The organism is Nonomuraea jiangxiensis (assembly GCF_900099965.1).
In the GTDB taxonomy this organism is placed as follows: domain Bacteria; phylum Actinomycetota; class Actinomycetes; order Streptosporangiales; family Streptosporangiaceae; genus Nonomuraea; species Nonomuraea jiangxiensis.
Map to the genome: position 1 here is coordinate 79,238 of NZ_FNDJ01000015.1, position 12,929 is coordinate 92,166.

Consider the following 12,929-nt stretch of genomic DNA (forward strand, 5'->3'; position numbering starts at 1 on the left):
GGCGCCGTCAGCCGAGGGCGTGGTCGAGGTTGAAGGCGGCGCTGATGAGCGCCAGATGCGTGATCGCCTGCGGGAAGTTGCCGAGCTGCTCGCCGGTGTGCCCGATCTCCTCGGCGTACAGGCCGACGTGGTTGGCGTAGGTCAGCATCTTCTCGAAGGCCAGGCGGGCCTCCTCCACCCGGCCGGCGCGGGCGAGGGCCTCGACGTACCAGAACGAGCAGATCGAGAACGTGCCCTCCGGCCCCTCCAGGCCGTCCGGGCTGGCCACCGGGTCGTAGCGGTAGACCAGCGAGTCGGAGACCAGGCCGCGGCTCAGGGCGTCGAGGGTGGACAGCCACTTGGGGTCCGTCGGCGAGACGAACTTGGCCAGCGGCATCATCAGCACGGACGCGTCCAGGACGTCGTCGTCGAAGTGCTGCACGAACGCCTGCTGCGTCTCCGACCAGCCGTTGTCCATGATGTCGTGGTAGATCGCGTCGCGCGCCCGGCGCCAGCGCGGGAGGTCGGCGGGCAGGCCGCGCTGGTTGGCCACCCGGATGGAGCGCTCGATGGCCACCCAGCACATCAGCCGCGAGTAGACGAAGTCCTTGCGCCCGCCGCGGGTCTCCCAGATGCCCTCGTCGGGCTGGTCCCAGTTGTCGGCGACCCAGTCCGCGATCTTGCACACCTCGTCCCAGCGCTGGCTGGAGATCGGGGTGCCCCACTTGTTGTAGAGGTAGATGGAGTCGATCAGCGCTCCGTAGATGTCGAGCTGGAGCTGGGTGACGGCGGCGTTGCCGATGCGTACCGGCTCGGACTTGCGGTAGCCCTCCAGGTGGCGCAGCTCCTCCTCCGGCAGGTCCTTGCGGCCGTCGATGCCGTACATGATCTGCAGCGGGCCGGTGCAGCAGCTTCCGGCGAACGGGACGTGGTTCGACAGGAAGGTCATGAACGCCTCGGCCTCCTCGGTGAAGCCGAGCCTGAGAAGCGCGTACACGCAGAACGCGGCGTCGCGGACCCACACGTAGCGGTAGTCCCAGTTGCGCCCGCCGCTGAGGTTCTCCGGCAGGCTGGTCGTCGGGGCGGCCACGATCCCGCCGGACGGCGCGTAGGTGAGCAGCTTCAGCGTGAGGGCCGAGCGGTGCACGACCTCCCGCCACCTGCCGCGGTAACGCGAGGCCGACAGCCACTTCCGCCAGAACCGCACCGTGGCGGCGAACTCGGCCTCCGCCTCCTCGATCGGGCAGCCGCGCGGCTCCACCCCGGCGCGGGTCCTGTCCAGGGCGAACACCGCGTGCTCGCCCTCCTGCAGCTCGAACCGGGCCCAGGCGTCGCGGCCGTCGGTCTCCATGGGCACGCTGGCGGAGAGCGCGAGGGACAGGGACGGCGACTCGAACAGCGTGTGCGCCCTGTCCTGGACGACCGTGTGGGACTGCCTGGCGTAGTCGAAGCGGGGGGCCACGTGGACGCGGAAGGGCAGTTTGCCGCGTACGCACGAGACCCGGCGGATCAGCCGGTGCCGGTCGGCCTCCTGGGGGTCGTCGGGGATCGGCATGTAGTCCTGGATCTCGCCGACGCCGTCCTGGGCGAAGAAGCGGGTGATCAGCACGTTGGTGTCGGGGAAGTAGAACTGCTTGGTCCTGGCCGGCACGTCGGCGTACAGCTGGAACGAGCCGCCCCGGTCGGCGTCCAGGATCGAGGCGAACACGCTGGGGGAGTCGAACCTTGGGCAGCAGTACCAGTCGATCGTGCCGTTGACGCCCACGAGCGCGACCGTGCGCAGGTCGCCGATCAGCCCGTGGTCACCGATCGGCAGATACCGCGAGTCCTCGGGGGGCCCGGAAGCCCCGGACGCCACATACTCTGTTTCTGCCCCCATGCCCTCAAAATACGCATCTGAGGGAATCGGCAGGCTCTGCTGTTCGTCAAAATGGCCACAGATCTTCATGAACGTGAAGGCGTGCGCCGCCCGGTACAGTGCCTGGGCAGGCAGAGGGGTGTCCGGGTCTGGAGGTGGGCAACCGTATGGGACGTACGTCGTGCCGCCGAGCGGGCGGGGGAGCGGGATGACCGGCGCGCGGCTGCTCCGGCGCGTCCGCGAGCTGGTCGAAGCCGACGACCGCGTGGTGATCGGCATCGCGGGATGTCCGGGCGCGGGCAAGACGACGCTGGCCGGCTGGCTGGCCGAGCACCTCACCGCCGCCGGGCTGCCGGCCGTGTGGGTGCCGATGGACGGGTTCCACCTGGCCGACGTCGAGCTCGAACGCCTCGGACGGCTGGCCCGCAAGGGCGCCATGGACACCTTCGACGCCCACGGCTACCTGGCGTTGCTCCGCCGCATCCGCGCCGAGACCGCCACCCTCGTCTACGCGCCCTCGTTCGACCGCGAGATCGAGCAGCCGATCGCCGGCGCCATCCCCGTGCCGCCCGCCGCGCGGGTCGTCGTCAGCGAGGGCAACTACCTGCTCGCCCGCGACGAGCCGTGGCGGCAGGTGCGCGCGGTCATGACCGAGGTCTGGTACGTCGACCTCGACGACCGCCTGCGCCTGGACCGCCTCGTCAAGCGGCACATCCGGTTCGGCAAGAGCCCCGACCACGCCGCCCGCTGGGTGGCCGAGGTCGACGAGCCCAACGCCGAGCGCATCCGCGCCACCCGGGGCGACGCCGACCTCCTCCTGGACTTCGACACCCTGGCCCTGTCCCCGTAGATCCAGGCACAGGCTCGCAGGCGCGGTTGTCAAGGGCGAATGTTCGTTCTACGTTGGGATCCCATGGCACGCATGCCCAAGGAGCACCTCGAAGCCCGTCGCCGCCAGATTCTCGACGCCGCCCGGCGCTGCTTCGTCCGCAACGGATTCCACGCCACCTCCATGCAGGACCTCCTGGCCGAGGCCGAGTTGTCGGCGGGTGCCGTCTATCGCTACTTCGGGAGCAAGGACGACATCATCGCGGCGACCGCCTCCGAGGCCCTGGCCGAGGTCGCGGCGGCGTTCGCGGCCGATGACGGCGCACCGCCGCCCGGCCTGGACGACGTGGTGGACCTCGTGCTGGGCGTAGAGCGTCCCCCGCTGTCCGGGTCGCGGGAGTCGGCCCGGTTCCTGGTGCAGGTCTGGGCCGAGGCGCTGCGCTCACCGTCGCTGTCCGCGCGGCTGAAGGAGGTCATGGCCGAGGCGCGCGGCGTGGTCGGGGGCCTGGTGGCGCGGCACCAGGAGCGCGGGCAACTGTCCGCCGACGTCCCGCCCGAGCAGGTGGCCGACGTCCTGATGGCTCTGGTCGACGGCTTCCTCGTGCGGCGGGCGGTCTACGGCCACGCGGATCCGGCGGCCTTCAGGAACGGCCTGCGCGCCCTGATGTCGGTGCCCGCCCCACGATAGCGAACGAACATTCGCTCTTGACCGAGCGCGCCGAGACATGCTCTCCTCAAGAGAACGAACATTCGTTCAAGCGAGAGAGGGATCAATGACGGCGGACGCAGACGTGCTCATCGTCGGCGCGGGGCCGACCGGCCTGGTGCTCGCCATCGAGCTGGCCCGGCGAGGCGTGATCCCGCGGATCATCGACGCCGCGGGCGCCGACCACCGGGAGAGCCGGGCGGTGTCGATCGTGGCCAGATCGCTGGAGCTGCTGGACGACCTCGGGCTCGCCGAGGCCGCCATCGACAGAGGTGTCCCGCTGCACGCGCTCAACTTCTACCAGGGCGCCACGACCCTGGCCGAGATGGACGTGACGGCCGTGGACTCCCCGTTCCCGCTGGATCTGTGCATCCCGCAGTGGCAGACCGTCGCCCTGCTGCGCGAGCGTGCCGCGGAGCTGGGGGTGAGCGTCGAATGGGACACCCGCCTGATCGGGCAGCGGGCCGGGGAGCACGGCGTCAGCGTGGAGCTCGCCCGCGGCGACGGCCGCCGCCTGCACGGCGAGACCCGCTGGCTGGTCGGCGCCGACGGCGCGCACAGCACGGTGCGTGAGGCGGCGGGGATCGCCCGGGTGCGAGCCGACCTGAAACGCGGCTTCATCCTGGGCGACCTGGCCGCGGACTGGCCGCTCAGCCGCGATCGCTTCCACGTCTACTTCGACAGGTCCGGCGTGCTGGCGGTCTTCCCCATGGCCGGGGGCCTTTGGCGGGTCCTGGCCGGCACGCCGGACGACCGGCCGCCGGAGACCCCCGGGCCTGCGGACTTCGCCGCCTACGTCGCCGGCCGCTCACCGCTGGACTCCCGCGTCCGCGACCTGCGATGGAGCTCGTCCTTCGTGGCCCGTGAGAGCCTGGCCGCCCGGCTCCGCCACGGCCGGGTCCTGCTGGCCGGCGACGCCGCGCACAGCCACAGCCCGGTGGGCGGCCAGGGCATGAACACCGGCATGCAGGACGCCAGCAACCTGGGCTGGAAGCTCGCGCTCGTCCTCACCGGGCGCGCCCCGGAGGCCCTGCTGGACAGCTACCACGCCGAGCGCTGGCCCGTGGCCAAGGCCGTGGTCGACGCGACCTCGACCGCCACGCGAGTGGCCACCGCCGGCACGCTGGTCGCCCGCCGGGCCAGACGGCACGCGCTGCGCCTGCTCGGCCGGCTCAACCCGGTGCAGCAGCGGCTCTCGAACGCCTTCGGCGAGCACCTCGTCCACTACCGCGGCAGCGACCTCGTCTCCGAACGCTGGCAGCAGTCGCGGGCCAGGGCCTGGAGCGACGCCTCCCGTACCGGGCCGGCGGCCGGGGAGCTGGTACGCGACGCCTATCTCGAGAACCGCTCGGGACCGGTGGCGCTCCGTCACCTCCTGCGCCCGCCGGGCCACCACCTGTTCCTCTTCGCGGCGGACCTGACCGACCCCGCCGCCCTGGCCGGCTGGCAGGCCGCCGCCCGCCGGGTCATGGCCGGGCACGGTGAGGTCCACCTCGTCACCCGCGGCCACCTGCCGCCCGCCGCCGGCCCCGGCATGGACGGCGCCCTCGCCGACCTGCGCAGCGACGCGCACAACCGCTACGGCGTGCGCCGCCCCAGCCTGTACGTGATCCGTCCGGACAACTACGTCGGCTACCGCGCCGATGACGCCGACCTCACGCCCGTCACCGGCTATTTCCGCACCCTGACCGGCTACACGCCCGGATGACCCGGGCCGCGTGACAGCGGTCCATGTCGCGTTCGGCGGTCAGGTGGAGGTGCCGGTGCCGGCCTCGGTGGCTTCGGCCAGCTCGGCGTCGCGGGTGCCCAGGCGGGCGTGCTCGTCGACCGCGGCCTGGTTGCGTTCGGCGCGGGCGAGGTCACGGTGGCCGAGGGCGAGGATGCCCACGCCGACCAGGATCGCGCAGGCACCCACCACGAAGGGCACGTGGACGTTGAAGCGCTCGGCCAGCTTGCCCGCCGCGAACGGGGCCAGGCCGCCGCCGATGAAGCGCACGAACCCGTACGCCGCCGAGGCCACCGGCCGGTCCACCGGCGCGACCATCATCACGGCCTGGGTCGTCAGCGTGTTGTTCACGCCGATGAACACACCCGCCACGATCACGGCCACGATCAGCACCACCCGCTGGTCGACGAAGGCGGCGATGACGAAGACGGTGAGCGAGAACAGGGTCAGGTTGCCGTAGAGCGTACGGGCCAGGCCGAGCCTGCGCTGCAACCACGGCGCCCCGGCCACCGAGAAGATCGCGACCATCAGGCCCCAGCCGGTGAAGACCAGGCCGAGGTGGATGGCGTCCAGCCCCATCGGAAAGGGGGCGTATCCGAGGACGGTGAAGAAGCCCCAGTTGTAGCAGAGCGCGGTCAGGCTCATGATCAGCAGGCCGCGGTGGCGCAGCGCCCGGATCGGGTCGAGCAGCGAGGTCCTGCGGGCGGGCCTGGGCTGGGGGCGTACGAGGAGGATGGTGGCGAGCAGGGCGATGCTCATCAGGGCCGCGACGCCGTAGAAGGGGCCGCGCCAGCTGATGCCGCCGAGGGCGCCGCCGAGCAGCGGGCCGATCGCGATGCCCAGGCCGAGCGCGGCCTCGTAGAGGATGATCGCGCCGCTGAAGCCGCCGCTGGCGGCGGCCACGATGACGGCCAGGGAGGTCGCGACGAAGAGCGCGTTGCCGAGGCCCCAGCCGGCGCGGAAGCCGATGATGCCGCCGATGCTGTCGGAGGAGCCGGCCAGCGCGCTGAACACGACGATCAGCACGAGGCCCGCGATCAGCGTCCGCTTGGCGCCGATGCGGCTGGAGACCCAGCCGGTCACCAGCATGGCGACCGCCATGACGACCAGGTAACTGGTGAACAGCAGCGTCACCTGGCTGGGCGAGGCGCGCAGGTCGGAGGAGATGGCGGGCAGGATCGGGTCGACGAGACCGATGCCCATGAAGGAGATCACGCAGGCGAAGGCCACCGCCCAGACGGCCTTCGGCTGCCGGAACGGGCTGGGGGCGCCCGTTTTCGGTGCTGTCATTCAGGTGCTCCGGTGATGGGGGAAGGGGTGCCCCGCGCCGCCGCCGCCGTCATGGGGGGGCGGGTTTTCCGCGGTTGCGGCGGTTGCGGGGATTACAGGGATGCGGGGAACGCCGGGGGTGCTGGGGGTGTCGGGGGCGATGGGGGCGACGGGGGGAGGGCGCCGAGGGCGTGGGCGGTCAGGCGGTCGAGGGCGGGCAGGGCCGCGGCGATGGCGGCCCGGTCGGCCTCCGAGAGCTCGGCGAGCAGCTCCGCCAGCCGCTTGGCCTGCGCCGCCCGGCGCCTGGCCAGCTCCGCCCGCCCGTGCTCGGTGATGGCGGCCACGACCACGCGGCGGTCGGCCGGGTCGGGCAGCCGCTCGGCCAGCTCCTCCCGCTCCAGCCGCGAGATGAGCTGCGTCATGGCCGGCTGGGTGACGCCTTCGAGCACGGCCAGCTCCGTGATCCGGCGCGGCCCCAGCCGCTCCAGGCTCGCCAGCGTGGACAGCGACGTCATCGAGAGGTCCCGGGGCGTGTCGAGCAGGCGCATCATCGTCTTGATCCGCCCCAGGCCGGCCGCCAGCTCCAGCTCGTCCACATGAGGGGTGTTCGGCTCCATAAGGGATTTATATCACTAGCTCATATAAGGCTCGTATGCATCCCTGGGCGGAGGCAGGCGGAGGGTGGCGACGGCGCCGCCGTCCGCCGCGTTGGCGAAGGTGAGGGCGGCCCCGATGACCCGGGCCTGGCCCAGCGCGATGGTCAGCCCGATGCCGTGGTCCCGGCCGCGTTCCGGGGTGCCGGTCCGGAAGCGGCGCGGCCCGTCGGCGAGCACGGCGGCGGGGTAGCCGGGGCCGTGGTCGCGCACGACGATCGTGGCGGCGCTCACCGAGATCTCGACCGGCGGGGCTCCGTGGCGGGCGGCGTTGGCCAGGAGGTTGGCCAGGATCCGGTCGAGCCGGCGCGGGTCGGTCTCGGCCGTGGGCCGGCCGGCGACCGTGACCCGGCCGTCGAGCCCGCTCCGCGCCAGCGCCGCCCGGACGAGCTCGGCGACCGGCACCGGCCGCAGGTCGGCCTGCTCGATGCCGGCGTCCAGGCGGGAGATCTCCAGCAGGTCCTCGGCCAGTGTCCGCAATGCCTGGACCCGGTTCGTGACCAGGTCGGTGGCCTCGCCGGGCGGCAGCAACGTGACGGCGGCGACCAGGCCCATCAGCGGGGTACGCAACTCGTGGGCGACGTCCGCGGTGAAGCGCTGCTCGTTCAGCAGCCGGTCGCGCAGGCTGTCGGCCATGGCGTCGACGGTGCCCGCGATCTCGCTGATCTCGTCGCGGCCCCCGCATTCCGGCGTCGTCCTGGCGTCCAGGTCCCCCGCGGCGATGCGCCGGGCGGTGGCCGCCACCCGCCGCAGCCGGCGGTTGGGCAGCTCGGCGGCCAGTGCCGACAGCGGGACGACCACCGCCAGCACCGTCAGTGAGGCGATCGCCATGTGCCGGTCGAGCGCCTCCAGACCGCGCAGGTCGGAGCCCATGTCGACCTTCACCGCCAGGATGCGGCCGCCGACGGCCTGGGCGGCCCACATCCACGGGATGTCCGGCCGGCGGTCGTCGTACCAGGTCACGAAGCCGTCCGTGCGCGCCAGCCGGGCGCGCACCGCGGGCGGCGGCGGCTCCTGCGCGAAGCTCGGCGTGCGGCCCGTCTGGCGGTAGGTGTGGACCGCGGGCAGCAGGGCGGTCACGGCCCGGTCCCCGCCCTCGCCCAGCAGCCGCTCGTACGTGCTGCGGTGCACCAGCAGCCCTACGGCCAGGGCGACCGCGCAGGCCGCCGTGGCGACGAGCGCGGCGATCTTCCAGCGCAGCGACCGCCACGCCGGATTCGCACGGGACGCCTCAGCGTCGGAGCTTGTAGCCGAATCCACGGACCGTCTCGATCCGATCGGCGCCGATCTTCTTGCGCAGCCGCTGCACGCACAGGTCCACGACCCGGCTGTCGCCGTCCCAGCCGTAGTCCCAGACGTTGCCCAGCAGCGTCTGCCGGTCCAGCACGATGCCGGGATGCGCGGCGAACTCCAGCAGCAGCCGCAGCTCGGTCGGCGCCAGCGCGACCGGCTGACCGCCCAGGAACACCTCCAGGCCACCGAGGTCGATCGCCAGATCGCCGAAGACGAGCCGGTCGTGCGGGGCGTGGTCCTCCGTCGCCACGAAGGCGGCCCGGCGCAGCAGCGAGCGGATCCTGGCCACGAGTACGGGGATGTCGACCGGTTTGACCACATAGTCGTCGGCCCCGGCCTCCAGCCCCGAGACCACGTCCAGGGCGTCACCCCGGGCGGACATCATGAGGATCGGCACCACGCTCGACTCCCTGATCCTGCGGCACAACCCGATGCCGTCCAGCTCCGGCAGCATCACGTCCAGCACCAGCAGGTCGTGCCGATCCTGCCGGAACAGCTCCAGCGCCCGCAGCCCGTCGGCCGCCACGGCGACCCGGAAGCCGTAGCGCTCCAGCGCCAGCGCCACCGCCCGGCGGATCGCCTCGTCGTCCTCGACGAGCAGGATCGTGGCGAGCGCGGACTCGGGCGGAAGGGACATTTCGCCTACTTTATGCGCCGGCCAGGAAGCTCGAAGAGCCAGGTGGCCCGCGCCTTCAGCAGCAGGCTCTCCGCCAGCAGGCACAACGCCACGATCAACGCGGTCATGACGGCCGGATAGACGAACACGAACGCGTACTGGCCGAGCGCCCCCACCCTGGACAGTGGCCCGATCAGCGCCTTGTGGAGCAGCGCGAGCACGGGCATGTGGATGACGTAGATCGGCAGCGTACGGCGGCCGAGCCAGGCCAGCCCGTCCCCGAGCCCGCGCACGGACGCGACCAGCGGGCCGGCCGACACGCCGAAGAGCGTGGCGACGACGCAGACCGCCGGCCAGGCGCCGGGGAACCGCTGCGCGCCGGTGGCCAGTAGAGCCAGCACCGCCACCCCGTACCCGGCCGTGATCAGCACCGCCCGGCGGGGGCCGGTGGTGTCGGCGAGCCGCTCGACGTACGGCCGGAAGTACAGCCCGGCCAGGAAGAACAGCAGGTTCTGCAGCAGCGACCCGCGGTTGGCCTCGATCGGCACGTATCCCGCGGCCACGACCGCCGACAGGATCAGGGCGGCTCCGAGCATGACGGGCTTCGGCACCCGGCGCAGCGCCCTGGCCACCGTGAAGTAGAGCGCCAGGGCGTACAGGTACCACAGGTTCGGCGGCGAGATCGTGAGCTGCTCGATGAACTCCGCCGGGCTCCCGGCGCTGGCGGTGTCGAACCCGGGCACCAGCGCCAGCAGCGCCGTGTGGACGCAGTCCCACAAGACGTACAGGTACAGGAACTTCGCCACCCGGGAGCGCGCCACCACCCGCCAGGGCCGCTGGAACGCGCCGGTCGCGAACATGCCGGAGATGGTGAAGAACAGCGGCATCCGCAGGGTCAGCAGCGCGTTCCGAGCAGGCCCCACAGGCCGGTGATCGGCACGTCGAGCCGCCAGTCGATCCGCAAGTAGTGCTTCACGACCACGTGCCACAGCACGACCAGCAGGATGCACACGCCCTTGGCGGTGTCGGCCCACCCGAGCCGCCCGCCGCCGGCGCGGACCGGCGGAGCGCCGACGGCGGCCGCGGGGGCGGCCAACCCCGTGGGGGCAGTGATCATCGCTGGAACACCTCCGCTGATTCCGACTCGCACCGGAAACACTTCGCGAATCGGATCTCCGCAGTGCCGACACCAGGTCGCCACCACGGCGCGGCCCTGTATCAGCCCGGTATCAAGGCGGCTGACATCCCGTGGCGGCCCGGGTCAGATCCCGCGATCGCGGGTGGCATCCACCCGCCCGTGAGGGACGAATGACAGGCGCTGCCAAGGGAGAGGGATGGAGCTCATGCGAGGATGGCCGTTCGTCGGGCGGGACGCGGAGCTGGCGAGTGCGCGCGCCTGCGGCTCCGGAGAGGCGATCGGAGTGATCATCGCCGCCGAGGCGGGGGTGGGCAAGACCAGGCTGGCCCGCGAGATCCTGGCCGGGTTCGAGGCCGACGGCTGGCACACCGGCTGGGTCGGCGCGACCCGCGCCCTGGCCTCCATCCCGTTCGGCGCGGTCGCCGGGCTGCTGCCCGCCGACCGGCTGCCGGAAGAGCCGGGCCCGTCGGTGCTCTCGCTGGCGGCCGACCACGTACGCGCCCGCGGCGCGCGGGTGGCGCTCTGCTTCGACGACGCCCACCTGCTCGACCGCGGCTCGGCCGCCGTGCTCGGGCACCTGGCGGCCCACGGCCTGGCCTTCCCCGTCGTCACCATCCGCGGCGACGAGCCGGTGCCCGACGTGGTCACCACGCTGTGGAAGGACGGCCCGGCGCGCTGGATCGACCTCGACCCGCTGCCGCCCGCCGCCGTGGACCAGCTGATCGAGCACGAGCTGCCCGGCGGTGTGGAGGGCGTGACCCGGACCCAGCTGCACGGCATCGCCGCCGGGAACCCGCTGGCCTTGCGCGAACTGCTGTCGGGGGCGCTGGCGGACGGCACGCTGCGCCGCACGTACGGGGTGTGGCACTTCACCGGCGACTACCGCCCCCGCGGCGGCATCCGCCAGCTCCTGGCCGACCGCCTCCACCCGCTCGACCCGCCCACCAGGCTCGTGCTGGAGCTGCTGGCCTGCGGCGAGCCGCTGCCGCTGGCCATGCTGGAACGGCTGACGGACGCGGCCTCGATCGAGGCGGCGGAGGGCCGCGGCCTGGCCGTGTCGGAGCGGGCCGGCGAGCGCGTGCTGGTGCGGCTGGCCCACCCCCTCTACGGCGAGCTGCTGCGCGCCGGGCTGTCGGCCGGCCGGGCCCGGCTGCTCGGCAGCCGGCTGGCCGGGGCCGCGCTGGCCACGCCTCAGCGCCGCCGCGACGACGCCCTGCGCGCCGGGCTCTGGCAGGTCGAGAGCGGTACGGTGACCCGCCCCGACATCGTACGGGTGGGCGCGCGCAAGGCGATCGACCGGGCCGACCTCGCGCTGGCGGAGCGGCTGGCCCGCGCGGCCCGCGACGCCGAGCCCGGCATCGGCGCCGACGCGCTGCTGGCCGAGGTCCTGGAATACCGGGGCCGCAGCGCGGAGGCCGCCGAGGTGCTGTCGGAGGTGCCGCCGCCCGGCCCGGAACGGGTGCGCTGGGCGCTGGCCCGCTCCGACACCTCCTACTTCGGCGCCGGTGACGTCGTGGCCGCCGAGCAGGCGCTGGACCTCGTGGCCGGCGGTCCCGGCGGCGACCTGGCCGAGGGCAACCGGTCCTGGATCCTCATGTTCGACGGGCGCTGCTCCACCGCGATCGAGACGGCCCGGCGGCTGCTGGCCTGGGAGTCGGCCAACGTCCAGGCCGTCATGTGGGCGGCCGCCGCGGCCACGGCATCGGCCGGATTCCTCGGGCGGCCCGCGGAGATGACCTACTTCTACGACCGCGGGCACGCGCTGGCGCAGGCGCACGTGGAGGAGTTCCCGTGGAGCGCCGTGCAGCTCGGCATCGCCCGCTGCCTGGGCTGCCTGGCCCTGGGCGACCTCGTCACCGCCTGGGACGTGGCCGAGGAGGGGTACCGCCGGACCCTGTCCGGGCCCGCGCCGCTCATGTCGGCCGGCTGGGTCGGCTTCCGCGGGCTGGTCGAGTGCGCCCAGGGCCGGCCGGTCACCGCCGCCACGTCGCTCGGCGAGGCCGTCACCGCGCTCAAGGAGCGTGACACCGTCCGCCTGACCGGCGCCTTCATGGCCGGGCTCGCCACGGCGAACGCGCTGAGCGGCGACCACGCCGCCGCGCGGGCCTGGTCGGACCGGGCCGCGCAGGCCGCCAACGGCGCCAACCGCCTGTTCGCGCCGTGGGCCGTGCTCGGCGAGGCCTGGGCGCGGGCGGCGGCCGGCACCCTCTCCGACGCCGTCGCCGCCGCCCGTGAGTCCGCCGCTCTGGCCCGCGACATCGACCTGCCCGCCGTGGAGGCCAGGGCCCTCTACGACGTGGCCCGGCTGGGGTACGGCGCGGAGCCGGCCCGTATGGAGGAGCTCGGCGAGCGGCTCGGCACGCCGTTCGTCCGGGCGCTCGCGACCGCCGCCCGCGGGCTGGCGGGCATGGACGGCGACGCGCTCAGCGCCGCCGCCACCGTCTTCACCGGCCTCGGCCACCCGCTGCTGGCCGCCGAGGCGGCCACCACCGCCGCCCGCGCCTACCGCCGGAGCGGTCTGACCGGCAAGTCGGCCCTCGCGATGGAACGGGCCGCCGCGCTGCGCGGGCACTGCGAGGGGGCCACGACCCCGCTGCTCGACCACGGCGGCACCGCGGTCCTCACCCGCCGGGAACGCGAGGTGGCCCTGCTGGCGGCCCATCACAGCAGCAAGCACATCGCGGCCCGGCTCGGGCTCTCGGTGGCCACCGTGAACAACAACCTCGCCCGCGTGTACGCCAAGCTCGGCATCTCCAACCGCGGCCAGCTCGCCGCCCTGGTGGACGGCGACGGCCCGCTCGAATGATGTCTGAAAGTTTCGGGAAATTTGTCGGCCGCATTCACCTGGACGAATGGTTTTTCT

General features: G+C 73.2%; 11 protein-coding genes. 4 read left to right on the plus strand and 7 right to left on the minus strand.

All coding sequences use genetic code 11. The features are described from left to right. Positions 1-7: 7 nt before the first annotated feature. Positions 8-1,858 carry a glycoside hydrolase family 15 protein gene (locus BLS95_RS30860; RefSeq protein ID WP_090939235.1) on the minus strand — a complete coding sequence of 617 codons (1,851 nt, stop codon included), beginning with the start codon at positions 1,856-1,858 and terminating at the stop codon, positions 8-10. A gap of 187 nt (positions 1,859-2,045) precedes the next feature. Here BLS95_RS30860 and BLS95_RS30865 point away from each other — a divergent pair, with 187 nt between their 5' ends. The 3 genes from BLS95_RS30865 (at position 2,046) to BLS95_RS30875 (ending at position 5,079) form a co-directional block, all read left to right on the plus strand. Then, on the plus strand, positions 2,046-2,687 hold the full coding sequence (locus BLS95_RS30865) for a nucleoside/nucleotide kinase family protein (RefSeq protein WP_090939237.1): 642 nt from the start codon (positions 2,046-2,048) through the stop codon (positions 2,685-2,687). A gap of 63 nt (positions 2,688-2,750) precedes the next feature. Beyond that, positions 2,751-3,353, plus strand: a complete 603-nt coding sequence (locus tag BLS95_RS30870; protein ID WP_090939240.1) for a TetR/AcrR family transcriptional regulator — start codon at positions 2,751-2,753, stop codon at positions 3,351-3,353. 85 nt (positions 3,354-3,438) lie between these two features. Further along, on the plus strand, positions 3,439-5,079 hold the full coding sequence (locus BLS95_RS30875; RefSeq protein ID WP_176993459.1) for an FAD-dependent monooxygenase: 1,641 nt from the start codon (positions 3,439-3,441) through the stop codon (positions 5,077-5,079). 39 nt (positions 5,080-5,118) lie between these two features. Here the strand turns inward: BLS95_RS30875 and BLS95_RS30880 are convergent, their stop codons facing one another. The 6 genes from BLS95_RS30880 to BLS95_RS30905 all read right to left on the minus strand — a co-directional run bounded on the left by BLS95_RS30880 (position 5,119) and on the right by BLS95_RS30905 (position 10,045). Next, positions 5,119-6,387: an MFS transporter gene (locus tag BLS95_RS30880; RefSeq protein WP_090939246.1), complete on the minus strand. Its 1,269-nt coding sequence runs from the start codon at positions 6,385-6,387 to the stop codon at positions 5,119-5,121. A 92-nt stretch (positions 6,388-6,479) separates the two neighbouring features. Next, entirely contained in the window at positions 6,480-6,983 is a 504-nt protein-coding gene (locus BLS95_RS30885; RefSeq protein WP_245765385.1) for a MarR family transcriptional regulator, read from the minus strand. A gap of 15 nt (positions 6,984-6,998) precedes the next feature. Next, entirely contained in the window at positions 6,999-8,279 is a 1,281-nt protein-coding gene (locus BLS95_RS30890; protein WP_090939248.1) for a sensor histidine kinase, read from the minus strand. Continuing rightward, complete coding sequence (gene cseB / locus BLS95_RS30895) at positions 8,251-8,949, minus strand: two-component system response regulator CseB (RefSeq protein WP_090939251.1); 699 nt, start codon at positions 8,947-8,949, stop codon at positions 8,251-8,253. Before cseB ends, BLS95_RS30890 begins: the two co-directional genes overlap by 29 nt. 5 nt (positions 8,950-8,954) lie before the next feature. After that, positions 8,955-9,851 (minus strand): acyltransferase family protein, encoded by an 897-nt coding sequence (locus BLS95_RS30900; protein WP_143043925.1) that lies wholly within the window; start codon positions 9,849-9,851, stop codon positions 8,955-8,957. Next, positions 9,824-10,045: a hypothetical protein gene (locus tag BLS95_RS30905; protein WP_143043926.1), complete on the minus strand. Its 222-nt coding sequence runs from the start codon at positions 10,043-10,045 to the stop codon at positions 9,824-9,826. Before BLS95_RS30905 ends, BLS95_RS30900 begins: the two co-directional genes overlap by 28 nt. Before the next feature lie 217 nt (positions 10,046-10,262). Here BLS95_RS30905 and BLS95_RS30910 point away from each other — a divergent pair, with 217 nt between their 5' ends. Next, the gene (locus BLS95_RS30910) at positions 10,263-12,872 is read left to right on the plus strand and encodes a helix-turn-helix transcriptional regulator (RefSeq protein WP_090939260.1); all 2,610 of its coding nucleotides are present in this window, start codon (positions 10,263-10,265) and stop codon (positions 12,870-12,872) included. The last annotated feature ends 57 nt before the right edge of the window (positions 12,873-12,929 follow it).